The sequence below is a fragment of the Streptomyces hundungensis genome, assembly GCF_003627815.1.
In the GTDB taxonomy this organism is placed as follows: domain Bacteria; phylum Actinomycetota; class Actinomycetes; order Streptomycetales; family Streptomycetaceae; genus Streptomyces; species Streptomyces hundungensis_A.
Map to the genome: position 1 here is coordinate 588,604 of NZ_CP032698.1, position 23,370 is coordinate 611,973.

Annotated in this window: 22 protein-coding genes; 10 read left to right on the forward strand and 12 right to left on the reverse strand. The window is 70.5% G+C overall.

Annotation, left to right across the window (positions count from 1 at the left end):
- Positions 1-61: 61 nt before the first annotated feature.
- The 7 genes from DWB77_RS02705 to DWB77_RS02740 form a co-directional block, all read right to left on the reverse strand.
- On the reverse strand, positions 62-742 hold the full coding sequence (locus tag DWB77_RS02705) for a PhzF family phenazine biosynthesis protein (RefSeq protein ID WP_120727276.1): 681 nt from the start codon (positions 740-742) through the stop codon (positions 62-64).
- A gap of 92 nt (positions 743-834) precedes the next feature.
- Positions 835-1,335, reverse strand: a complete 501-nt coding sequence (locus tag DWB77_RS02710) for a hypothetical protein (protein WP_120719695.1) — start codon at positions 1,333-1,335, stop codon at positions 835-837.
- Between the two features lie 241 nt (positions 1,336-1,576).
- Positions 1,577-2,608, reverse strand: coding sequence for a UDP-glucose 4-epimerase GalE (gene galE, locus DWB77_RS02715; protein WP_120719696.1), 1,032 nt, complete (start codon positions 2,606-2,608; stop codon positions 1,577-1,579).
- 63 nt (positions 2,609-2,671) lie between these two features.
- Positions 2,672-3,451: a TSUP family transporter gene (locus DWB77_RS02720; protein ID WP_120719697.1), complete on the reverse strand. Its 780-nt coding sequence runs from the start codon at positions 3,449-3,451 to the stop codon at positions 2,672-2,674.
- A 6-nt stretch (positions 3,452-3,457) separates the two neighbouring features.
- Entirely contained in the window at positions 3,458-4,213 is a 756-nt protein-coding gene (locus DWB77_RS02725; RefSeq protein ID WP_120719698.1) for a TauD/TfdA family dioxygenase, read from the reverse strand.
- Between the two features lie 128 nt (positions 4,214-4,341).
- Positions 4,342-6,792: an alpha/beta fold hydrolase gene (locus DWB77_RS02735; RefSeq protein ID WP_246033374.1), complete on the reverse strand. Its 2,451-nt coding sequence runs from the start codon at positions 6,790-6,792 to the stop codon at positions 4,342-4,344.
- 35 nt (positions 6,793-6,827) lie between these two features.
- Positions 6,828-7,226 (reverse strand): nuclear transport factor 2 family protein, encoded by a 399-nt coding sequence (locus DWB77_RS02740; RefSeq protein ID WP_120719699.1) that lies wholly within the window; start codon positions 7,224-7,226, stop codon positions 6,828-6,830.
- A gap of 150 nt (positions 7,227-7,376) precedes the next feature.
- Here DWB77_RS02740 and DWB77_RS02745 point away from each other — a divergent pair, with 150 nt between their 5' ends.
- The 6 genes from DWB77_RS02745 (at position 7,377) to DWB77_RS02770 (ending at position 14,497) form a co-directional block, all read left to right on the forward strand.
- A complete protein-coding gene (locus DWB77_RS02745; RefSeq protein ID WP_246033375.1) occupies positions 7,377-8,846 on the forward strand; it encodes an MFS transporter in 1,470 nt (489 codons plus the stop codon).
- A 155-nt stretch (positions 8,847-9,001) separates the two neighbouring features.
- Positions 9,002-10,513 (forward strand): FAD-dependent monooxygenase, encoded by a 1,512-nt coding sequence (locus DWB77_RS02750; protein ID WP_120719701.1) that lies wholly within the window; start codon positions 9,002-9,004, stop codon positions 10,511-10,513.
- Positions 10,510-11,523, forward strand: coding sequence for a ketoacyl-ACP synthase III family protein (locus DWB77_RS02755; protein WP_120719702.1), 1,014 nt, complete (start codon positions 10,510-10,512; stop codon positions 11,521-11,523). The genes DWB77_RS02750 and DWB77_RS02755 overlap by 4 nt, the downstream gene beginning before the upstream one ends.
- An 82-nt stretch (positions 11,524-11,605) precedes the next feature.
- Positions 11,606-12,670: a ScbA/BarX family gamma-butyrolactone biosynthesis protein gene (locus DWB77_RS02760; protein ID WP_120719703.1), complete on the forward strand. Its 1,065-nt coding sequence runs from the start codon at positions 11,606-11,608 to the stop codon at positions 12,668-12,670.
- Positions 12,670-13,353: an HAD family hydrolase gene (locus DWB77_RS02765; protein ID WP_120719704.1), complete on the forward strand. Its 684-nt coding sequence runs from the start codon at positions 12,670-12,672 to the stop codon at positions 13,351-13,353. Before DWB77_RS02760 ends, DWB77_RS02765 begins: the two co-directional genes overlap by 1 nt.
- 58 nt (positions 13,354-13,411) lie before the next feature.
- Positions 13,412-14,497 carry a 3-oxoacyl-ACP synthase III family protein gene (locus tag DWB77_RS02770; protein WP_120719705.1) on the forward strand — a complete coding sequence of 362 codons (1,086 nt, stop codon included), beginning with the start codon at positions 13,412-13,414 and terminating at the stop codon, positions 14,495-14,497.
- A 116-nt stretch (positions 14,498-14,613) separates the two neighbouring features.
- Here the strand turns inward: DWB77_RS02770 and DWB77_RS02775 are convergent, their stop codons facing one another.
- Positions 14,614-15,528, reverse strand: a complete 915-nt coding sequence (locus tag DWB77_RS02775) for a LysR family transcriptional regulator (RefSeq protein WP_162952378.1) — start codon at positions 15,526-15,528, stop codon at positions 14,614-14,616.
- Positions 15,529-15,632: 104 nt separating this feature from the next.
- Here DWB77_RS02775 and DWB77_RS02780 point away from each other — a divergent pair, with 104 nt between their 5' ends.
- Genes DWB77_RS02780 through DWB77_RS02790 form a run of 3 tightly spaced genes read left to right on the forward strand, consistent with a single transcriptional unit; the run spans position 15,633 to position 18,289 of the window.
- Positions 15,633-16,577, forward strand: coding sequence for a zinc-binding dehydrogenase (locus tag DWB77_RS02780; RefSeq protein WP_162952379.1), 945 nt, complete (start codon positions 15,633-15,635; stop codon positions 16,575-16,577).
- Between the two features lie 2 nt (positions 16,578-16,579).
- Positions 16,580-17,212, forward strand: a complete 633-nt coding sequence (locus tag DWB77_RS02785; RefSeq protein WP_120719708.1) for an SDR family oxidoreductase — start codon at positions 16,580-16,582, stop codon at positions 17,210-17,212.
- A 9-nt stretch (positions 17,213-17,221) separates the two neighbouring features.
- Positions 17,222-18,289 carry a DUF7405 family protein gene (locus DWB77_RS02790; RefSeq protein WP_120719709.1) on the forward strand — a complete coding sequence of 356 codons (1,068 nt, stop codon included), beginning with the start codon at positions 17,222-17,224 and terminating at the stop codon, positions 18,287-18,289.
- On the opposite strand, the gene DWB77_RS02795 is transcribed toward DWB77_RS02790, so the two are convergent.
- The 3 genes from DWB77_RS02795 to DWB77_RS02805 form a co-directional block, all read right to left on the reverse strand.
- Positions 18,279-19,196 (reverse strand): helix-turn-helix transcriptional regulator, encoded by a 918-nt coding sequence (locus tag DWB77_RS02795; RefSeq protein WP_120719710.1) that lies wholly within the window; start codon positions 19,194-19,196, stop codon positions 18,279-18,281. The genes DWB77_RS02790 and DWB77_RS02795 overlap by 11 nt on opposite strands.
- A gap of 177 nt (positions 19,197-19,373) precedes the next feature.
- Positions 19,374-20,240 carry a helix-turn-helix transcriptional regulator gene (locus tag DWB77_RS02800; protein WP_120719711.1) on the reverse strand — a complete coding sequence of 289 codons (867 nt, stop codon included), beginning with the start codon at positions 20,238-20,240 and terminating at the stop codon, positions 19,374-19,376.
- 911 nt (positions 20,241-21,151) lie between these two features.
- Positions 21,152-21,808: a TetR/AcrR family transcriptional regulator gene (locus DWB77_RS02805; RefSeq protein WP_120719712.1), complete on the reverse strand. Its 657-nt coding sequence runs from the start codon at positions 21,806-21,808 to the stop codon at positions 21,152-21,154.
- 76 nt (positions 21,809-21,884) lie between these two features.
- On the opposite strand from DWB77_RS02805, the gene DWB77_RS02810 reads away from it, so the two are divergent.
- Positions 21,885-22,577, forward strand: a complete 693-nt coding sequence (locus tag DWB77_RS02810) for an NAD(P)-dependent oxidoreductase (protein WP_120719713.1) — start codon at positions 21,885-21,887, stop codon at positions 22,575-22,577.
- A gap of 186 nt (positions 22,578-22,763) precedes the next feature.
- Here DWB77_RS02810 and DWB77_RS02815 read toward each other — a convergent pair whose 3' ends face one another.
- A complete protein-coding gene (locus tag DWB77_RS02815) occupies positions 22,764-23,330 on the reverse strand; it encodes a hypothetical protein (protein ID WP_120719714.1) in 567 nt (188 codons plus the stop codon).
- Positions 23,331-23,370 lie beyond the last annotated feature (40 nt).

Here is a 23,370-nt window from a genome sequence, read left to right on the forward strand (position 1 = left end):
TGCGTCCGGGAGGGCCCGAACCGTGCCTGGTACGAGGCCCCTGGACTGGACGGCACCTCTGCTATCGATCGGTGGCGGCGGTCGGCGCGGTGGGCGGCTCTGTTTCGGTGCACACCCTGCCGCCGAGTTCGATCAGGCCATGCGGTAGCGGCCGGGTGAGGAGCTGGGATCCGCGGCCCTGGGTGATCGTCAGCGGGCGTTGCAGCTGATGGGTGAGGAGCAAGGCGGCGGCGCCCGTGGCTTCGTCTTCGTCGATGCCGTCACCCCGGCCGGGGAAGCCCCTGGCTCGGACGTGGCCGGCCTCCTCGTCCTCCCAGGCCCAGGCATAGATCCATTCACCTGGCTCGGGGATGGCGAGTGTGCTGACGACGTCGGCGGACGCGTGCTGTCTCAGCGTCCGCTGTGGCGCCCACTCGGCTCGCGCGGTGATCCAGGTAAGACCGTGCTCGTGACGGGCGGCGACCTTGCCGACCGGGAGGATGAGGTGTTCGAGTGCGAGCAGCCAGGCCACGCCGATCAGCGGGTAGCCGGCGAAAGGCAGGCGAAAGCCGGGAGTGAAGATGTCGACGGCCCCGGTTTGCATGTCGTCGACGAACACCGTCTCACTCAAGCCGAGTTCCCGCGCCAGAGCCTGCCGCGACGCCTCGTCCGGGACCGCGGCGCCATCGCGGACCACCGCAAGGATGTTGCCGTGGCGCCCCTCTGGGTTGACGAAGACGCGCAGCCGCTCGATGCCGTTGATCACCGGTGTATTCAAACACCGGGCGGGGCCCGGTTGCCGCGCAGGTGGGCGCTGTTGAGGAAGTACGGGGCGCGGCCTCGCCTGCTGCGGGGCTACGAGAGAAGCGGGGCGGCCCAGTATTCGAGGAGGTCTTCGCGCTGACGCGACCGCAGGACTCCCACCGGTCGGGTTTCCTTCCACCAGTCCGTCAGGAGGGCGGGCGATGCGGTGCCCCGGACGAAGTGGGCGAGCAGCGCGTGCGAGAGGTCGACTTCGCGCTGGGTGTACGCCGTGGCCGCAGCGGAGAAGACCGGCACTTCGGTCCGGTGCGTACCCGAGCTCACCGCCACGGTCATCTCCGCGGGAGTGCCGGGAACCCAGGCGTCCAGGGCGGCAGCGGCGAAAGTCGCGGCGCGGGTCGCCCACCGCACCACGGCCGAGCGGACCGGCACCTGGTCCACCTGTAGGTCCGTCACTTCCGGCCACGTCCACACGCGTTCATCAGGGCCGACGCGTCGCACCCCGCTGGGGGATATGGATACGCCTGTCATCCGCGCGGCTGGTGGCAGCCCCAGGTGGACGTCTTCCTCGGTCACCCAGAACAGGCCGATCATGCTCCCGTCCTTCCGAGGAGTGCTCGGCATTGATGAAACGTCCAACTTCAGGTCCAGCTCTCTGGTCGGCCCACATCAGGCGCACGGTCTGCACGCCCAAGGCTAAGGGAGGAACGGCCCCTCACAGGCCGGCCCCCTCGCAGGCCAGCAGTTGGAGGCCGGACTGCGGGTGCGCCCATACGTATGCATCGCTGCATCGCTCCCCTCTGGAGGAGGAAGCCCTTCGTCGAGCACGAGCAGGTCAGGGACCGACGCAGTGCTGGGCGGCCGCGCCTTCGAGCATCCCCTCCCGGATCGGAGCCCATTGCAGCGCGTGGCGGATGGCGTCGCGGAGCGTGAACTCGGGCTTCAAGCCCAGCAGTTCGGCGGCCCGCTCGCTGCGCGCGTAGGCCCCGGCGACATCCCCGGGGCGTCGGCCGGTCTCGCGTGAGGTCAGTTGGGCGCCGGTGACCTCGTTGAAGGCGTCGAGGAGCTCGAAGACGGTCGTGCCCCGCCCGGTGCCGAGGTTGATGGCGGTGGAACGGGGGGTGTCCGCCGCGCCCGTGAGGATGGTGTCGAAGTTCCGCAGCGCCTGGACGTGGGCGGCGGCCAGGTCCCACACGTGGATGTAGTCGCGGATCCCGGAGCCGTCCCTGGTCGCGTAGTCGGTCCCGGTGACGATGAACGGCGTCCCGGCTTCACGCGCTTCGAGCATCTTGCCCAGGGCGTGCGAGGGGCGGGCGTACTGGAGGCCGGTCCGCATCCAGGGGTCGGCTCCGATCGGGTTGAAGTAGCGCAGGGACAGGGTGCGCAGGGGGTGGGCCGCGGACACGTCGGCGAACAGTGCCTCGCAGTGGGCCTTCGTGCGGCCGTACGGGCTCTGCGGGCTGATGGGTGAGGACTCGTCGACGCTGAAGTCTTCGCCCGGTTCGTACAGCGAGGCCGAGGAGCTGAAGATCAGCCGGCCGCACCGGTTGCGCAGCAGATGGGTCACGAAGGACAGGCTCTTGGTGACGTTGGCGATGTAGTAGCCCAGCGGATCGCTGACCGAGTCGGGGACGACGGTGAGGGCCGCGCAGTGGACGGCCGCTTCGATGTCGGGATGGTCGGCGAAGATGTGGTCGACGACAGTGCCGTCGGCGATGTCTCCCTCGTAGAACAGCCTTCCCTCGGTGTACTCACGTCGGCCGGTGATCAGGCTGTCGAGGAGAACGGGGGTGATTCCGGCGTCCAGGCAGGCGGACGCGATGGTGCTGCCGATGTATCCGGCTCCGCCGGAGATCAGGATCTTCATAGGTGACTTTCCTTGAACTGGGTTGCACGGGGCGGGGCGTTGCGCACGACGGCGGCGCTCTCCTCAGGCGAACTGGGCATACCCGAGGCGGACCACCATGACGGCGACGACCGCGAGCAGCACCACACGCACGAAGCCGCTGCCCCGGGCGAGTGTCATGCGTGCGCCGACGAGCGCGCCCGCCACGTTGAAGACGGCCATGGCCAGGCCGAGGGCCCAGAGCACGTGGCCCTGGAGGGCGAAGACGAGCAGGGCGCCGAGGTTGGTCCCCACGTTGATCATCTTGACCGTGGCGAGGGCCTTGATGAACTCCAGGCTGAGCAGGGTCGTGAAGGTGATGATGAGGAAGGTGCCGGTGCCGGGGCCCACCAGGCCGTCGTAGAAGCCGATGGCGCCGCCCGCGACGAGCACCAGGCGGGCCGCCCGACGCCTGGCCGGCGCCGTGACGGCCGCCTCGGCCGGTTCGGAGCGGCCGAACTGAGGGCGAAGGAGGACGAAGACGGCGACGCCGATCAGGGCGATGAGGACGAAGGGGCGCAGGAAGTCCGAGGAGATCCAGGTGGCGACGAGGGCACCGCCGGCCGATGCCGTCACCGCCGCGGCGCCGCCGGTGGCGACGGCCCTCAGGTCCGCGGGGTGGCGGCGCTGGTAGGTCAGGGCGGCGGCCAGGGTGCCGAGGGTCGCGGCCAGTTTGTTGGTGCCGAGGACGGAAGCCACCGGCAGGGACGCGCCGCCGATGAGGAGGGCCGGCAGCTGGAGCAGGCCGCCCCCGCCGACGACGGCGTCGATCCAGCCTGCGGCGGCGGCTACGGCCAGGAGTGCGCATACGGTCTGCCAGTCCATGGTGGTTCAGCCCGCGATGGGGGCTGCGATCTGGACGCGCTTGAGGTGGCGCGCGGGGTCCTCGAAGGCGTTGCGGGAGTGCAGCATCCGCCAGTTGTTCCACACCACCATGTCGCGGGGCGCGTAGCTCACCGCGGTGTGGCTCTCCTCGTACAACTGGCCGCAGAAGGCGAGGAGTTGGACGGCTGCCTCGTCGCCCTCGGGGACGATGAGGTTGTTGTGCGAGTAGCGCAGGATCACGTGGCCCGCGTACTCCTCGAGAACCGGGTGGGTGGCGGTGTTCTCGACGCCGTGCCGGGCCAGGCCCTCGGTGGACTTCCACCGGTAGGGGGTGGTGAGGAAGCCGTGGTGTTCGTCCTCGGTGAGCCGGGACAGCAGCGGCCGGGAGTCGAGCAGTGTGGTTTCGCCGCCCGGTCCCGACGCCGGCGTCACGCACCACAGGGCGAGGAATTGCGGGGGTATCCCCTCGTATTCGTACCCCTCGGTGTGCGGAAGGAGCGAGCGGTGATTCTGTGCATGGTAGACGTCCTCCATTCCCGCTTCGGGTTTCAGGTCGCCGACGACGGCGCCGGTGGGAGTGGGCTGGAATTCCCCCATCTCCTTGAGGAAGGCGACGTGGTCGAAGCTCTCGGGAACATTGACCAGGTGGACGTAGCCGTTATTGGTGAGGAGTTGGTCGAACGCGTACCGCAGCACGGAATCGGGCAGCAGCTTTCCATTGACGTCGTGGCACGAAAGCACGCTGTCGGGGAGTTTGGGCATGGCATAGCTCCAGGGTCAGGGGGTGGGTGGCACAGGGAGGCGGCGGAGGTCCGGGCAACCGACAGGGGGTGCGCCGCCGGACCTCCGCCGCGTCTTCCGCGCCGCGAATCGCCGCCAGGGGGCGGTGACTACTTGGCGAGGAAGTTCTCGAGGAGGGTCGCCAGCGCGACCGGGGTCTCCACCATGGGGTAGTGGCCGGAGTTGCCGATGACCGCCAGTTCGGCGTTGGGGTAGTGCTTCATCCACGTCTCGTTCATGGCGTCCGGCGTGACAGCGGGGTCGTTCTCGCCGACGACCGCGAGGGCGGGCACATCGGCGCCGGTGATCCGCGCCGAGAAGTCGGTGGTGCGGAAGGAGTCCAGGTAGCTGCGGAAGGCGACCGGGCCGACCTGCTTCATCGAGGCCTCGGCCCAGGCGTCGACCCAGGTGGGCGTGAGCTTGTTACCGGTGGTGAGGTCGATGATGATGCGACGGTTCTCCACCTTGTGGGCCGCTTCGGCGAACAGCGGGAAGTCGGAGTCGGGTATCGGCATGCCGCTTGCCGGGACCGGGCTGAGCCCGATCAGCTTGCGCACCCGGTGCGGCGCCTTGAGCAGGACCTGCTGGATGGGCTGTCCGCCGAGGGAGTGCCCGATCAGGGAGAACTCCTGCCAGCCCAGGCTGTCGGCCAGGGAGAGCACGTCCGAGGCGATTTCGTCGGTGCTGTACGTCCCGGCCGCGTCCAGCGCCTTGCCGAAACCCCGTGCGTCCATGAACGCGTAGCTGTAGCGCGTCCCGTCCAGGTAGGGCCACCAGGTGCGGAAGGACTCGTGCCCGCCGAACAGTGAGTGCAGCACGATCACCTTGTGCGTGCCGTCTCCGACGATGTGGGCGGGCGGAACGTACTGGCTCGGAGCGGACATGTCTTCCTCCACAGGAGAATCGGTGCGGGAGTCCACGATGGGTTCGTCGCGGCGGATGAAAAGGCGGTCGAGCATCTGGTGCAGTTCGTCGAGTTCCTCGCGGTGGCCGTGCAGGACGATGTGCCCGTCCGGCCGGACGAGGTGGAAGCCGGCCCGCTTGCAGTGCAGTTCGCGGGCGGCTCGATCGGCCAGGGCCGGCTTGCGGCGTCGGGTCCCGGTCCGGACGGCGGCGGCGTCGACCACCCGGACCTGGGCCCGCCAGGGGGCGGCCAGGTGGCGCACCGCTTCGGCCAGGTCTCGCGTTCCGCCGCGGGCGTCCGGCAGCACCACGAGCGTATGGAGGCCCGGGTCGGCCGAGGGGCCGGCGACGCCGAGGTCAACCGCCAACTGCCTTGGCAGGGCGGCGCCTTCACGTGCGTGGCGGCGCAGCGTGGACTTCATCGAACACCAACTGGTGCGGCCGGCACGCCCCTTGGCGCCCTGGTCGTCCTGCGGGGTGTCGTACACCCACCGTCGCCCTGCGGCGATCGGCAGGTAATAGCGGTCCAGGGTGCGGGTGCGGTCCAGGGTGCGCATGGTGACGTCGCGCAGAGCGACCTGGCTGTTCCTGGACCACATCGCGGCCCGGGTCTGGAGGTCGGTGTCGCGCACCACCGCATCGGCGACCGCGGCCCGCTCGGGCGTGTAGGAGTCGAGCAGTGCGGGCCGCGCGTCGCCGCGGATGACCGAGGCGAGCTTCCAGGCCAGGTTCTGCGCGTCCTGGATGCCGGTGTTGAGGCCTTGCCCGCCCATCGGGCTGTGGGCGTGCGCGGCGTCGCCGGCCAGAAAGACCCGGCTCAGCTGGAAGGAGGCGGCCCGGCGCCGGTGCACCCGGAAGGTGGTGACCCAGTCGGGGTCGACGAGCTTGAGCCCGCCGGGCCCGCGCAGGTCCACCAGGCGCTGCATGTCCTCCAGGGTGCCGTCGTCGAGCTCCGCCGGCGCGTTGGTGAAGAACCGGTAGAGGCCGTAGGGCTGGGGCACGATCGCGAGGACACCCAGCCTGGACTGGTAGTAGTGGACCTCGTCGGGGTCCAGCGGATTGTCCGCGACCTTGGCGTCGGTGATGAGGAAGCGGTTCTCGTACGTCGCGCCCTCGTAGGCGATACCGAGCTGGTTGCGCACGACGCTGGTCGCGCCGTCCGCGCCGATCACCCAGGGAACGGTGAACCGCTCGACCGTGCCGTCCGCGTGTTCCAGGGTGGCCGTCACGTTCCGGCCCGGCGTGATGGCGCCGGAGAAGTCCACTCCGTGCAGCGCCAGGAGGCGGACCTCCCGTTCGATGGTGCCGCCCAGGCCCGCGAGGCCGTCGGTGAGGATCTCCTCGGTGAGGCGCTGGGGCAGGCAGAAGGGGGCCAGATCCTCGGTCATGCGCATCCGGCTGACCGGCCGCTTCTCCGAGTAGTAGGTCATCTGGCGCAGCTTCACGGCGTACTTGTCCACGCCGTCGGCCAGTCCCAGGTCCTCCAGGATGTCGAGCGTCCGCGGCCACACCAGCATGGCCTTGGAGTGCACGCTCGCCCCGGGCGCCTGGTCGATGAGGCGGACCCGGACACCGCGCCGCAACAGCTCGCAGGCCGCGGTGAGGCCGGTTGGTCCCGCTCCGACGATGAGTACGTCGCAATCGTTCTCGGTGAACATGAATGTCTCCCGCGCGCTCGCCTTTCGGATTCGACTCAGAGGAAGGCCAGCGAGATGGCGTAGCTGTCCTCGTGCATGTGGTAGCGGTCGATGAGGCCGTCGGTGACGCGGAGTTCGAGGGCGAATTCCGAGGAGAAGCTCTTCCCTGTCGCGTTGACCCGGAACTGAAGTCGTCCGAGCACTACGGCGAACCGGTCGACCGTGATGGTGCGAGTGACCTCGAAGGCCTCGGCCGTCATGTTGTCTCCGGCCGCCTTGAAGAACTCACGGATCTCCGCGTGCGTCGTCCGCTTTCCCATCCACGGAATGAGTTCGGTGGATCCGGGGGTGAACCAGTCGATGGGTTCCGCGACGAGTTCGAGGGCGCTTTCTATGTCGCCGCTACCGACGCGCCGGAGGTATTCGCTGACGACGTCCTGTGTGTTTGTGGGCATGTCCTGAACCGTATTCACAGTCGGCGTGCGGGAGACAGACCCAGCCAGTGGTACCCAACGCAGCCATATGAAGAGGCGGGTACTGGCTGGTACGGCTGCTGTCCCGGAGGCTCATGGACGAATCAACCGACAGGAAGCGAAAGGCATCTCATGTCAACGGTCAACAGTTCAGGGGAAACCCGGACGCTTCAGGAGCTGCCGAAGGAACCGGCGCCCGAGCGGATGACTCGGCGGCAGACGCTCGTCCTCGTCCTGCTCCTCGGCGCCCAGTTCACCCTTGCCGTGGACTTCTCGATCATGAACGTGGCTGTTCCGGTCATCGGCCGGGAGCTCGGCTTCGCCCAGGAAAACCTTCAGTGGATCGCCACCGCCTTCGCGCTCAGCGCGGCGGGCTTCAGCCTCCTCTTCGGCCGCATCGCCGACATGGTGGGAGCCCGCCGGATCTTCCTGGCAGGGCTCAGCCTGCTGACCCTCGCCTCCCTGGTCGGCGGCCTCGTCGACGCCCAGGGTCCGCTGCTCGCGGCCCGCGTCGCGCAGGGCCTGGCCACCGCCATGGTCACCCCGGCCGGCCTCGCCCTGCTCATCACGTCCTTCCCCGAAGGGCCCCTGCGTGACCGGGCCCTGGGCCTCAACGGCGCGATGCTCTCGGCCGGATTCACCTGCGGCGCGGTCGTCGGCGGCCTGCTCACCGACGTGCTGAGCTGGCGCTGGGGCTTCTTCATCAACGTGCCGATCGGTGTGCTGCTCCTCGTGGTCTCCCCGATGCTCCTGAGCAAGAGCCGGGCCCGCCAGGGTGGCAAGCTCGACATCCCCGGCGCGATCACGGTCAGCGCGGGCCTGATCGCCCTGGTGTACGGCATCTCCTCGGCCGGCCAGTACGGCTGGGGCAGCTCCACCACGCTGCTCTCGCTCGGCATCGGTGTGGTCCTCCTGGTCGCCTTCGGCTTCGTGGAGCTGCGGGCGCCCGAGCCTCTGGCACCGCTGCGCATCCTGGCTCGCCGCACCGTCACCTGGGGCAACATCGGCGGCGCCGCCACCTTCATCGGGTTCACCGCGATGATCTTCCTGCTCACCCTGTACCTTCAGGAAGTCCTCGGCTACTCGGCCATGGCGACCGGACTGACCTTCGGCGTCCTCGGTGTCGGCGCCTTCCTCGGCGGCATCACCGCGCCGCGCTGGATCGGCGCCCTCGGCAGCAGCCACGCCGTCCTGGTGGGCGGCCTGCTCGTTCAGGGCATCACGGTGGGCGCGCTGTACTTCGCCGGCGACAGCCGCAGCTGGCTCTACCCGGTGCTGGCGCTCGCCTTCCTCAGCAGCTACAGCCACGTCGTCGCCATCGTCGGCTTCATGGTCACGGCCACCTCCGGCCTCCCCAATGAGCAGCAGGGCCTGGCCACCGGCATCACCACGCTGACCCAGCAGGTCAGCATCACGGTCGGCATCCCGATCATGAGCGCCGTCGCGACCGCCCAGATCCGTGCGGCGCACGGCAAGTCCCAGGAACTCGCCACGCTCGGCGGCATCAACGTGGCGATCCTCGTCAACGGCCTGATCCTGGTGGCCGTCGCCGCCCTGGTGGCCCTCTTCGTCAAGCGCCGCGCCGCCGCGGCCATCGACTGAGCGCCTCACCCCCCGCCGCGCATCAGCAGGACCACCGCGAGACGTCTGCGCGGTCCGCTGCCGGAACCCCCTGCCCGGCAGCGGACCCGCAGACCGGCCGGCCGCCCGATGACCTGGCCGGCCATCCCCAAGTCCGTCACCTGCGAGGGAAACTGATGAACCGTCATACCGAGGCTGGAGCCGCTGCGGTCCTTGGCACCACCGACGTTCTGGTCGTCGGAGCCGGCCCCACGGGTCTGATGCTCGGCTGCGAACTGCGGGCCCGGGGCGTCGAGTGCACCTTGGTCGACGCCGCGCCGCATATCGACCGCCGCACCCGCGCGGTCATGGTCCACGCGGCGAGCCTGGAAGCCCTGGAGTCGCTCGGGCTGCGCGACGCCGTCGAGCGGCACGGGGTGCGCCAGGAGCGCGTCTCCTTCCACACCCACCACGGGGCCGTCCACACCGTCGAGTTCGCCGGCCTGGACACCCCCTTCCCCTACTACGTCAACGTCCCGCAGCCCGAGGTGGAGGAGGTGCTCGCCGCCGCCTTCGTGGCCTGCGGCGGCCGCCTGGTCAGGGGCGTGCAGTACAACAGTCAACGCGAGGACCCGTCGGGCACGTATGTCGAGGCCGAACTGACCGGTCCTGAGGGCTTCTTGGTGATGCGCGCCGCGTACCTGGTCGGCGCCGACGGTGCGAGCAGCACGGTCCGCGAAGGACTCGGGATCCCGTTTCCCGGGGTCACCTACCCCATGAGCTACCTGCTGGCGGAGGGGCAGCCACTGCACCGGCCCGAGCCGGGCGCCTCCTCCATGTACATCGGCCCGGGCGGCGCCGTCTCGCTGCTCCCGCTGCCCGGCGGCGCGGTGCGGGTCGCCGGCCCCGTGTCGTCACAGTCGCTCGGCCGCGGCGCACAGGTGAGCGCAGCCGAATTCGCCGCCGCCGTGGGCCAGTTGGGCTTCGGCGACACGCTGGCCCTCGGCTCGGTGGACCGCCTGGCCCACTATCAGGTGCACGAGCGGCTCGCCGACCACTTCCGGATGGGCCGCACGGCCCTCGCCGGGGACGCGGCCCACCTCAACTCCCCCGCCGGGGGACAGGCGATGAACACCGGCTTCGCCGACGCGGCCGCGCTCGCCTGGCGTCTGGAGGCGCTCGGCCGCGGCGCCGGCACCGACCTGCTCGCCGACTACGCCCGCGAACGGCGCGCGGCCGCGGCCGACGTGGCCCGGACCACCGGAGTCCTCGGTCTGCTCCAGGACATGCGGGACGCAACGGGCGCCGACGCCCAGCGCCGGGTGCGCGAAGCGCTCGGGGGCGTCGCGGAAGCGTGGAGCCAGCTCTACACGACCTACGGGCGCCCCGCCGATGCGCCGCTGCCCCGCCGCGAGACCCACCGGCTCGACGTCGGCGCGCGCCTGCCCGGGCAGGTGCCCCCCGGCGACCACCACGTGCTGCTCCACCACCCCGCAGTCCCCGCCCCGCTACGGGCGCTCCCTGCCGAGGTGGCTGGCGAAAGGCCCGTACACCAGGGCACGTTGACGAGCCGTCAGGCGTCCTGGCTGCCCGTGGGAGCGGGTGCCGTCCTGGTCCGGCCCGACCGCCATGTCGCGGCCGTCCTGCCGGCCCGGCAGCCGGACCCCGCACCCGGGGCCCACCGAATCCATGCGGAGGCATCCCTGTGACCCTGACCGACCTCACCATCACCGGCACGGGCAGCTACCTTCCCGGCACGCGCCTGGACGTGGCCGCCGCGGCCGCGGGCTACCCCGAGGACACCGACCGCATCCGCGCGACCGGCTACGCCACCGTATGCGCCGAGGAGACCCTCTACCCGGCGGACATGGCGCTCATCGCCGCCCGGAGCGCGCTGGCGGCCGCCGCGCTCGAACCGCACGAGATCGATCTCATCGCCGTCACCGCCATCCACCGACACGGCCACAAACGCCTGTGGTCGCCCGCATCCTGGCTCCAGTCCCAGCTCGGCAGCGTCGGCGCGCTTCCGCTCACCGTCAACCAGGGCTGCAACGGGCAGATGCTGGTCCTCCAAGTGGCCGGCGGCTACCTGACGGGCCGCCCGCGCGGCAACGCGCTCGTGGTGGCCACCGACCAGTTCGCCTCCTCCGGCTTCGACCGCTTCACCGCCGACTACGGGATCGTGTACGGCGACGGAGCGTCCGCCGCCGTCCTGTCCACCGGCCAGGAGCAGCCGGGCTGGCGGGTGCTGGCGGCCCACAGCGTCTCCGCGCCCGAACTCGAAGGCCTGCACCGCGCCGACGCCCCCGCCCCCGAGCGCCCCGACCTGCTTCGAGACGAGCACGATGTGCGGTCGGCCAAACGCAGGTTCCTCAAGGAGAAGGGGCGCGAGGCACTGACCGAGACCACCCGCTCGGCGGTCCGCGAGATCCGCAAGGAGCTGCTGCCCGACGGCGACCACCCCACGCTGCGCCGGATCGTCTACCCCAACCTGGGGCTCCCGCTCCTTCAGGAGAACTACTTTCCCGAACTGCCCGGCGGCGCCGACCGGTCCCTGTGGGACTTCGGGCGCACCGTTGGACACCTCGGCAGCGGCGACCAGATCGCCGGCCTCGACCACCTCACGGCGCAAGGCGTGTACGCCACCGGAGACCGGGTGCTGCTCCTGGGCGCCGGCGCCGGATTCACCTGGACGGGAACCCTGCTTGAACTCCGCTGAACCGCAGCGAAGCCGGCCCGACCGACACCCTCACGTCACCGTCCGCCCTCGTACGAGACCCCACACGGGAAAGGCTCCGAACATGACCGCCACCCTCCCCGAAACCCCCGAGCTGAGCTACACCCGCACCGTCGACCGAGCTCTGGTGCACCGCGACTCGCTGGGCGAGGTGTTCCTCACCGACCTCCAGCAGCTGGCCGAGTCGGACTACGCGGCGGCCGCCCAGCTCCCGCGCTCCCACGCCTACTACGGTGACCACCTGCTGCGCCCCAGCACCTACGACCCGGTGCTGCTACTGGAGGCCTGCCGACAATCGGCGCTGGCCGGCGCCCACGCCTTCTACGGTGTGCCGGAGGACCACAAGTTCATCCTCACCCACCTGCGCATCCACCTGGAGCGCCCCGAGCGGATCGCGGTCGGCGCCGAGCCGTGCGCGCTCACCCTCCGGGTCTCGGTCACCAGTCACCGCAAGCGGGAGGGCCGCACCACCGGCCTCGACTACGACATCGAACTCCTGGTCAAGGGCGTCGGCATAGGCCGCGCCTCGGTCGGGCTGCGCTTCAAGTCCCCTGCGGACTACCTGGAGTTGAGGCTCCGCAACCGGGACGGCAAGACCCCGCCGTCCTCGGCGACCTATCTCGCGGCGGGTCCCGGCACCCCCGTCGCCCCCTACCTCGTGGGCCGTGGCAACGCCGACAACGTGGTGCTCGCCGATGCCACGAGCCAGGCCGACAGCGCCCGGGCCGCGCTCCGGGTGCCCGCCGACCACCCCAGCATGTTCGACCACCCGCAGGACCACCTGCCCGGCATGGTTATCGCCGAGGCGGCCCGCCAGCTGGCGCTCTTCGCCGCCCTGGACGTCCGCGGCATGTCTCCCTCGCGCACCTTCCCCACCGACCTGTCCGTCGTCTTCAGCCGCTTCGGTGAGCTGGAGCACGCCACCCACCTCACCGCCGAGGTGGGTGAGCAGAGCACTGCCGACCCGGACGATTCCGGCTCGTACTACACGCAGGGCGGTCTGGTGGAGCTGGGCGGGACGGGCCCGCAGAGGGTCGACCAGCTGCCGGTGCGCATCGAGGCCACCCAGAACGGCGACTCCCTGTGCATCCTGTCGCTTTCCCTCACACGCGTCGGGGCCAGACGCTGATGGCCGGACACGGCGCGGCGTTCTTCGACGTCGACGAAACCCTCATCCGGGCCAAGAGCATGTTCAGCTTCCTCCGCTTCCACCTCGCCCGGCGCGGCGAACCGGAGGGCACGTACGACCGCCTCACGGCGCCACTGCATCGCGGCGCGGCGGCCGGTGTGCCGCGTCAGGAGATCAACCGCCGCTACTACCGCCTGTACGAGGGGGAGAGTGCGGCCGCTCTCGCCGATGCGGGGCGTGCGTGGTTCGACGAACAGTGCACGCTGGGCGGACTGTTCATCGAAGAGACCGTCTCCCGGCTCCAACTCCACCGTGCGACAGGTGACTTCGTGGTACTGCTCTCCGGGTCCTTCGCGGCCTGCCTGGATCCGGTAGCCGAACACGTCGGTGCGGACTGGGCGATCGGGACCCACCCGACGATCCGTCGCGGCACTCTCACCGGTGAGGTGGTGACGCCCATGATCGGCGCCGCCAAAGGCCGGGCCGCGCACGCCGTGGCGGGAGTCCGCGGCCTGGACCTCGCGGCCAGTACGGCCTACGCGGACCACAGCAGCGACCTCGACCTGCTCACTGCCGTCGGCACGGCCGTGGTGGTCGGTGACGACCCCGTACTCACCGACCAGGCCGTGCGCCGCGGCTGGGAGCGTCTGACACCGCAGGCGCACGCGTCACTGCCCTTCTGACACTCCCCGCGACCCACCGGAACCCAGGCACCCTCAGGAACCCTTCAGGAGACACACCATGCACAGCCCCAGTCCCGCGGGAAGCAGAAGCCCTGCGGGAAGACCTACCGGAGTCGTCAGTACCGGCTCCTATCTGCCCACCGAGGTGGTGGGCAACGACGAGATCGCCCGGCGGGCCGACGTCACGTCGGAGTGGATCGTCCGCAAGACCGGCATCAGGGAGCGGCGCCGTGCCGCCCCGCACGAGGCCACCTCCGACCTTGCCGCCGAGGCCGCCCGAAGGGCTCTGCGACAGGCGGGCCTGGACCCCGCCGCTCTCTCCTACGTCGTCGTCGCCACCTCCACACCCGACCATCCGCAGCCGGCCACCGCCGCCATCGTGCAGGATCTGATCGGCGCGCGGAACGCGGCGTGCTTCGATCTCAACGCCGTCTGTAGCGGCTTCGTCTACGCCCTGGCCGTCACCGAGCGCATGCTGCGGGCCGACGGCGGCACCGGGTACGGCGTGGTCGTGGGCGCCGACATCTACTCCCGGATCCTCGACTACAGCGACCGAAAGACCGCCATCCTGTTCGGCGACGGGGCCGGCGCGGTGGTGCTCGGTCCGGTGCCCGCGGGACGGGGGGTGCTGACCACCGATCTGCGCAGCCGAGGCGACGCTCACGGCCTGATCAGTGTTCCGGCCGGCGGCAGTCGGCGGCCGGCTTCGGCTGCCACCCTCGACGACGGTGGGCACTTCTTCCAGATGGACGGGCGGGCCGTGCGCTCCTTCGTCCACGAGAACCTGCCCGGCGCGGTCGGCGACCTCCTCGCCAGGGCGCGGGTGGACGCCGACCGGGTCGCCCACTTCGTGCCCCACCAGGCCAACGGGGTGATGCTCGCGGAGGTCTGGCCCGACCTCGGCCTCGGCTCCGCGGCCCTTCACCTGTCCCTGGAACGGTACGGGAACACCGGCGCCGCGTCCGTGCCGGTCACCCTGGACGCGGTGCACCGCCAGGGCCTGCTCTGCGAGTCCGACCTGGTCCTGCTGATCGCCTTCGGGGGCGGCATGTCCCTGGGCGCGGCCCTGTTGGACTGGGCACCCACCGCCCATGCGGCACCGCCCGCCCTGAAGCGCCCCTTGGCGGTTGCCGGGGCACACTGACCGCCGGGGCCCCCGTCCCCCCGCGGGCCCCGGTGCAGCACCGGCCCGGCCGACACCACGAGTGAAGGCCGGGCCGACGTGCTGTCCGCATCAACGAGCCCTGCACACAGCGGGGTTCACTCCTCGATCCAGCCCCGCTGCCGGGCTGTCGCGACGGCGGCCTCCTCGAAGCGGGCCGCCGTCGGCGTGACCGCCACCTCGGGCAGCACCAGCTGGGCCTCCAGCGGCGGGACACCTGTCAGCGGCATCCAGCGCAGCCAGTCGGGCTGGTCCTGCCCCACCGCCTCACCCACCAACCCGACCGCGTCACCGTCCCGGAGCGGCCGCTGGGTCGGATCGAACGACACCGACCGCTCGGTCAGGCGCGGTTCGATCTCCGCCTGGCGGAACAGGCCGAGCAGTCCGTCGTAGTGTCCGGGATTGGCCTCACGGCCGTGCACGAGCACCGGGAAGCGGGCGACCGCCGCCAAGGTGACCCCGCAACCGTCCGGCGTCGCCGCCAGCGGATGCTCCCGGGACACCAGGATGCCTCGGCGCTCGCGACGTACCGGACGCAGCCGTACCCCCGGGACCGGTTCGGCGGCCCGTGCCACCCCCGCGTCCGCCCGTCCGTCGAGGACCGCGTGCGCGATGTCGGGCGTGCTGAGAACCTCCGCGCTCACCTGGATCTCCGGGTACTCCCGGCGCACCGCCTCGACCAGTTCGGGCACCGTGCCGTAACCGGTGCTCGCGCTGTACACGAGCCGCAGCCGCCCCAATTCACCGCGCCCCGCCCGCTGTGCCGCGTCCCACACGTCGTCGAGGGCGGCGAGCGCCGCGGCGCCGCGCTCCTGCACCGCCCGCCCCGCGTCGGTCAGCCGCACCACCCGGGTGGTGCGGAACAGCAGGCGCACGCCCAGCCTGCTCTCCAAGAGGCGTATCTGCGCACTGAGCGCGGGCTGCGCGATATGCAGCCGTGCCGCGGCGCGGGTGAAGCTGGTCTCTTCGGCCACTGCCAGGAAGTACCGCAGCAATCTGGCCTCGGGCATCATGCGATCTACTCTAGGCCGCCCCCGCACCATTCATAAGCAGATCCCATGAATCGATAGCCACCTGGTCTTTCCCTTCGCACGGGTGGCTTTCCTACGGTGGCCGCATGACCTCAATCACCCCTGTTCCCATGGCCATGCGCGCCTACGTCGGTACACCCGCCGGCCCCGAGCTGCGCAAGGCCCCCACTCCTCAACAGGCCGCGAACGAGGCCCTGGTACGCGTCGGCGCGTTCTCCGTGAACCGAGGAGAGCTGAACCTGTTCGCCAAGCGCGCCGAGGGCTGGCTGCCCGGCCAGGACCTGGCCGGCATCGTCGTTGCGGAGGCCGCCGACGGCAGCGGCCCGCGAGCCGGCACGCGGGTCGCCGCCATGGCCGACTTCGGCGGCTGGGCCGAGTTCACCGCCGTTCCCACCGACCGCATCGCCGTGGTCCCCGAAGGCGTCGCCACCAAGCACGCCGCTCCCCTGGGCGTCGCGGGCCTCACCGCCCTGCGGGCGCTGCGCCGGGGCGGCCCGCTGGCCGGCCGCCGGGTCCTGATCACCGGCGCCAGCGGCGGTGTCGGGTCCTTCGCCGTGCAGCTCGCGGCGGCCGAGGGCGCCGAAGTGACCGCGCTCAGCGGAACGCGCCGCTCACTCGACCTCGCCGCACTCGGAGCCACCCACGTGATCAGCTCACTGGCTGACTCCGAGGGAGAGTTCGACCTCATCCTGGAGTCGGTGGGCGGCGAAGTCCTGGTCACCGCATTGAAGTTGCTCTCCCCGCGCGGACACATCGTGCTGCTCGGCACGTCGTCGGGCCGCACGGCCGCGCTCTCCATCTCCTCCTTCGTCCCGCACGTACGCCAGACCCTGCATCCCTTCTGGGTGTTCGGCTCCGGCGAGGCGGTCGGAGAAGACCTCGCCATCCTGCTCGGTCTGATCGCGGACGGGAAGCTCGACCCGGTGATCGGCCGCACCGACACCTGGGAGCGGCTGCCCGAGGTGATGACCGACCTGCGGGAGCGCCGCCTGGCCGGCAAGGCCGTCCTTCTCGTCGACGGCACGGTGTGACCATGGCCCGCATCGCCGTCGCCTCCTCCTGGTTCAAACTCTCCACCGGCCGCATCGTCGCCGAACAGGCCACCGCGCGTGGCCATGACGTCCGTCCCCTCACCGACATCGAGGACCCCGACTCCCTGAGGGCCGCGCTCACGGACACCGATGCCGTGATCCTGGTCCCCAAGCGCGGGGACGCCCTGCGCCACACCGAGCAGGCAACGACAGCGCTGCTGCGGGAGGCAGAGCGGTCCGCGTCGGCACCCCACATCATCCTGCTCAGCTCCTTCGCGGTGGGACATGGCCCGGCCCACCCCCTCAACCGCACCGCCACGAGCCTGCTGCCCAGTCGCGTCGCGGCCGAGCAAGCCGTGCGCGACAGCCATCTGCCCCACACCATCGTTCGCGCCACCTGGATGACGGACGACCCGCAGGGCTCGCATGCTCTGACGTTCACTCAGGATGCGTACGCCGACGGCATGGTGGCCCGTGCCGACATCGCGGCGGCCATCGTCGCCGCCGTTGAGGAGCCCGCCGCGCGCGGCACCACCTTCGCCCTGTTCAACGAGCCCGGCGCCCCGCCTCGCGACTGGCATACGGCTTTCGCTGCGCTGCGACGCGACACCGACGCGCCCGCCCACCACCTCTAGGGACCCGACATGACCACCGAACTCCCCGCCGCCCAGCACGCCTGGGAAGCGACCTTCCACGCCGACGAGGCCGGCCGCCCCCTTGCGCCGCGCTTCCACCGACTCCTCATGCTGGACGTCCTCGGCCGTCCGGCGCCGACAGCCGCCGCCCACCTGGAGCAGGCGCTCCAGAACATCGAGGCTCAACTCCCTTATGGACCACAGGGTTTGCTCACCTGTCTGGGCTGGGGGCCGGGCTGGTTCGAGACGCACACCGGCGCCCGCTCCCCGGTGGGACGCCCAGTCCCGATGGCCCGCTGGGAGAACCCTCGCCTGGAAAGCTTCGACGCCTGTCTGCACCTCGCGTCGGACGACGAGGGCACGCTGGCGGAGATCACCGGCCAACTCTTCGGCGACAGCCCTCTGGACCAGCGCGAGCACCTGGAGCTGCGGGAGATCCGCACCGGATTCGTCGGCCGCGGGCTTCCCGCCGTACGCCGCCCCGGCAGCGCCATCCCGGACCGGGCCCCGCTCATGCTGGGCTTCCACTCGGGGCTGCGCGGCAACCAGGCCCCCGAGGACCGCATCACCATCACCTCGGGTCCCCTCGCCGGCGGCACCACCATGCACGTCAGTTACATCGACCTCGACGTGGACAGCTGGTACGAGCAGGACCCGGACACCCGCAGCGCGCACATGTACTCGCCCCTGGTCACGGCCGACGCCGCGGAGAAACTGGTGGACGACGCGAAGAGCGATGCCGACAGCCTGCCGCAACTCGCCGCCGCCCACGGCCGCGTCGGCCACGCGCAAGCCACCGGGCGCGCCCGCCTAGGAGGTGTGCCGCGGATCAACCGGCGCGACTTCGCCACTCTCGACCACGGCTCGCCCGGCACCCACTTCGTGTCGCTGCAACGCACCATGGAGGATTTCCACGCCACCCGCGCGGTGATGAACGCGGGCGACGCGACGGGCTACCACGCGGGCATCGGGGTGCGCAGGAACAACGGGATCAACTCCGTGATGGACGTGCGCAGCCGGGCCACGTTCGCGGTGCCGCCGCGCCGCGAACGCGCCTATCCGCTGCTCAACGGCTGAGCTTCCCTCGGCATGGGCTCTCCGGAGCATCGTCCGGACCGCATCCGGTATCCGTGGGGAGCTTGGCAAGCAGCGCGTCCAGGGCCCGTTGGGAAGGGGAGCCCGGCTCCGCGCTGAACAGCAGCGCCCATGTGCCGGACGCGTCGCCGGGCTCAAGGAGCGCACGGTTCAGCCGCATCGGCCCCACAGAAGGATGGGTGAACCATGTGGGAGCGTCCGCATCCGGATGTGCGGCCGCGCGCTTCGCGGGGTGCTGCCACAGCTCCGCGAATTCGGGGCTCTCGGCGACCAGTTCAGCGACGAGGCCGGTCAGGCCGGGGTCCTGGGGTTCCTGCTCGGCGGCCCGACGCAGCAGCGTGACATTCCACGCGGCCTCTGTGTGCCACTCACCGAAGAGAGCGCGGGTGCGTGGATCGAGAAACAGCATCCGGGACAGATTGGGCCGCGATTCCGCCCGGGTGTGAGGCCGCCCCGTCCCGTCGCTGGACGACAGCAGATGCCAGGCGAACAGCGCCTGCCCCGCCGGATTCCACTCGACCACGTCGTGACCCCGGTTGAGGACAACCACCGGCAGGGTGCTGAGCGAGGAGGCGATCTGATGCAGCCCCCCACCTGCCGGTGCGGCGGCCCCGCGACGCGCGAGCCAGTAGAAGTGGGCCCGCCCCGCGCCGTCGAGCATCAGCACCCGGGCCAGCCGGTCTAGGACCGAGCCCGAGACCCGCGGCGCCCGCCCCTGTTCGACACGGGCATAGTAGTCCGGACTGATGCCGGCCAGCCGCGCCACCTCCTCACGGCGCAGTCCTGGCACCCGGCGGCTTTCGGGGCTTCTGACGAGCCCCACATCCTCGGGTTTGATGCGGCAGCGCTGGGAGCGCAAGAAGTTTCCTAAGCAGGCGGGAAGATCCATGACGGCAAGTCTCTACTGGTACGCGGCCCTGGTCAGGCCCTCAGCCTGCCCCAGCTGATCATCCCTCGCCGATGGAGGGGCAGGTTCCGGCCGTCTCCCCCGCTGTTTGCACCCGGAAGGTTTGAACGGCGGATGGGCGGCCGCGTACACATGCGGCCGCCCTCCGTGCAGGGCCGGCTACCCGTTCTGTCCGTTCCGTCCCGCGAGCAGCGAGCGCAGGGCCCGTTCGGACTCCGAACCGGCTTCGGCCTGGTACAGGATGACGCACTGGTCAGGACTGTCGGGCAGCCTCAGCGTCTCGAAGGACAGCGTGAGGCGGTCCACCTCGGGGTGGTGCAGGTAGCGCGTTCCGTGGGTCTTGTCCCACACCACGTGGCCGGACCAGATCTTGGCGAACTCCGGGCTGTTGTCGGACAGTTTCGACACCAGCGCGGAAAGGGCCGGATCACCGGGATAGCGGCCCACCATGACGCGCAGATAGCCCGCCAGCTCATGCGCCTCGTCGGTCCAGACCGGATACAGTCGGCGGGCACCCGGTTCCAGGAAGACGAGTTCGGCCAGGTTGGGCAGCGTCTCGGTGGCGCCGAGGTCGATGTGCCCGGAGAACAGGATCCGCGCCAGTTCGTTCCAGGCGAGGATGTTCAGCTGGCGGCCGAGGACCACCGCCGGGCCCTGCTCGTACACGCTGATCATGCGGGCCACGGCCGGGCGCACATGCTCCGCCACGGGCTCCGGCCTGGCCTGAGTGCCCGCGCTGCCGGCGAGGTCGTGCAGGTGGGCGCGTTCGTCCTGGCTCAGCCGCAGCGCACCGGCCAGGGCGTCCAGGACCTCGGGTGAGGCACTGCGGTTCTGTCCCTGTTCAAGACGCGTGTAGTAGTTGACGCTCACGCGGGCGAGCTGGGCCACCTCCTCACGGCGAAGCCCGGCCACCCGCCGGTGCTTGCCGTCACTGTCGAGGCCGACGTCCTCAGGTCTGAGCCTGGAGCGTCTCGCCTGGAGGAAGCTTCCCAGTGCGGTCCCGTGTGCCCCCGTGGTGTTGCGCATGGTCAATCGCCCTTCGAGAATGACGGCGCCCCCCTGGGCGACCGTTTGGTGGTGAATGTGCCCGGAAAGCACCGGGCCCGGGTCCCATCCGAGCGCTACGCGGCACCCCAATGCCGCGTTGTTCCCTCCGGGCGCGATCTCCCGCGAGACCCTCTCTCACCTGACATTCCGTCTGCTAACGACATTTGACTCCCCCCGTCGCAAATAAACGCCAATCGGCCTTACCTCGCCGACTGTTAGCCGGTCAGTAACCGGTCCTCGTCGCGGGCGCTTCGGGTCGCGATCCACCGGAGGCTCGAGCGCATCGCTCCCGCCGGCCTGCGCACGACCCGGCGCGTCACCTCAACGTGTCACAACTCGACTATATCCAAAGGAGGTTAACGAGTCCCGCACGTATCGGCAGTCCTGGCAACGCATAGGGTCCGGCACCGAAGAAATAAATTCGGAATTCAATTAACCGCGAGGTGCGCCGGTGAGCCGCGGGCCGCCCTCTCGCCCGCCAGACCTGTCCGGAACCCGGAGCGGAGATCCACATTCCGCTCAACCGGGTGGAACTTCCGTGCTTTCGTTGTCATCCGGGGTTGGTGAGGTGGCTTGTGTCCGCGTCGGCAGAACGTGCTGTTCTGCCAGCTTTTCCATTGTTCGACCAAACTTTTCCCGTCCCTTTGGCATTGGGCAATCGGGAGCGAGCGACAACGACAAAGGCACGGCAGTACCTAGCGCAGATACATCGGAACCAAGGGCCCCGCGCAGCGGCCGGTCACGGTTGTCCAGACCTGCGTGGTCCGGCCTTCTTCACTCTGCGGACGCCGTGGAGACCGACAGGCCCCACACGGTCGCGCGGACCTGCATGGCGCACCCGGGTGACTACTGCTCTGCATCGCGTAGCTGCGCAGGAGTTGCTGTGCTGGTCAAGGCCGGGCGGGATCCCCGGCGAAGGTCGGCGAACCGCGGTGGCCCGTTCTGGTACTTGCTGCGATACGTGGCCTCGGGGCCAGTGCCGCACGGAGCGTCGGGACGAGGATGTGGCGGACCTCGGACGGGGTGAGCGCGGCGGGTGTGGGGAGGGGGTTGAGGTAACGGGTGTAGACGAGGCCGCCGAGGATCGTCACCACGGCCGTGGCGCGGGCGGTCGCGTCCCGGCCGCCGAGAAATTCAACAAGCCGGGCCAGCAGCTCCCGTTCCAGGTATCCGCGGATGGCCTCGGCAGCCTCGTCGCCCTGGGCGGTGAGACGGCGGAAGTCGGCGTCTTCCCACAGGTCCGTCACCGCGTCGATCAGCCGGTCGGGGAGGGTGGTCCGGTCGCCGTCGAGGACATCGTCCACGGTCAGCGCCTGGGCACACTGGAACTGCATGACGTCCGCGAACAGCCCCTTCTTCGAGCCGAAGTGGTACGCGATCAGCGCGGGGTCGACCCCGGCTGCCCGGGCTACCGCACGCAAGGTGGTGCGCCGGTAGCCGAGTTCCAGGAACAGCGACCGGGCCGCCGAGACAATCGACTCACGGGTGGGCGGATTGCCGCGGGGACGGCCTCGGGGGCGGGCGGGGGCAGGGGCGGCGTTATTCATCAGCGTTGAGCCTGCGTTTCGTGATCGGCACAGTCAAGGGCGTTCCGCGATCCATACGAAGGGATGCCCCAACACCATGCGCATCGCAGTCTTCGGCGCCAATGGGCCGACCGGCCGCCACCTCACTGACCAGGCCCTCGCTGCCGGACACGAGGTCGTCGCCGTGACCCGCCGCCCCGGCTCTCTGCCCGCACGGCCCGGCCTGACCGTGGCTGTCGCCGACGCCACCGACCCGGCGGCCGTCGACGCCGCGGTCAGCGGGACGAACGCCGTTCTCTCCGCGCTGGGTTCGCGCTTCAGCAAGGAGACCGTCACCACGTACTCGGCGAGCGCCACGGCCATCACCGCGGCCATGGCCCGTCACGGCGTCAAGCGCCTGCTCGCCGTCAGCTCCAGCATCGCCGACCCGAAGTGGCGGCCAACCGGCGCGCACTTCTTCAATCACGTACTCGACCCGCTGGTCAACCGGCGCCTGGGCCGCACCCTCCACGAGGACATGCGCCGCATGGAGGCCGTGATCCGTGAGACGCACCTCGACTGGACCCTCGTCCGGCCTTCGGGCCTCTTCGAGCACCCGGCCGTCACGGACTACCACACCGCTGAGACCAGCGCCGACGGCGTCTTCACCGCCCGCGCGGACCTCGCCGCGAGCATGCTGCACGAACTGGAGGAACAACGGTACGTCCACACGGCCATGGGCGTCATCACCACGGCCGTGAAGCCGAACATCGCGAAGCTGATCTGGAACGAGGGCGTGAAGAAGAGGTGAGCGTACGCGGCGGGCGTCGGGGAACCTGGGAGGCCACCAACTGACAGCCATTGCACGGGCGTTCCTCACCAGCCCGCACGGACGCCGTCCACCTTGCGGAGCGCGCCAGGGTCACCCCCGAAGGCCGGCCCGCGCCCGGGGCCGCGCTCAGGTGGCCGGCGGTCTCCAACTGCTGGGCCGGGCGCCTCAGTTCGCCCCGCCCTCACCGCCCGATCGGCGCCGATACTCGCGGTACATGCGCGCATTCGCCTCCAGCGTGGCGTCGACGGCCCTCTTCAACGGGCTGCCGCCCCTGGCCCGCTCCTCCTGAAGGGCTTCCGCCATCTCGGCCTGGCGGCGCCGCTGCACCGGCTTCAGTTTCGCATCGGCATCCGCCGCTCGCTCAGCTTCCGCCTGGCGCTCCTCGGCCTCTTCCCGCGCCCTGGCGGCCGACCACCACCGTGGGCCGCACTCCGGAAGATCGTAAGTGCGAGGGGCGAAGCGTTGAACCGTCCCTTCGTTTTCCATCTGCTCCAGCATCGCCCGGAGGGTGGCCGCCGAGGTCCGTGGAGCATCTCCCTTCAGCGCGCACCGGTTCGCGTCGATCGCCAGCGCGATCCGCTCTTCCCCGTCCGGGCCCGGCAGCAGATCCAGCGCCTCCAGGATCTCTTCCGCACTCGGCTGATGGACGTCCTCGTGGTCCGGCCTTCGCCGCCTCATCGCCGCCGCCTCTCTCTCCGCCCGGGTCGCCCCGGCATCGCCCGTCGGGGCCACACGGGAAATCCCATCATGTCCCCCACCGCCTGAGCGCGGT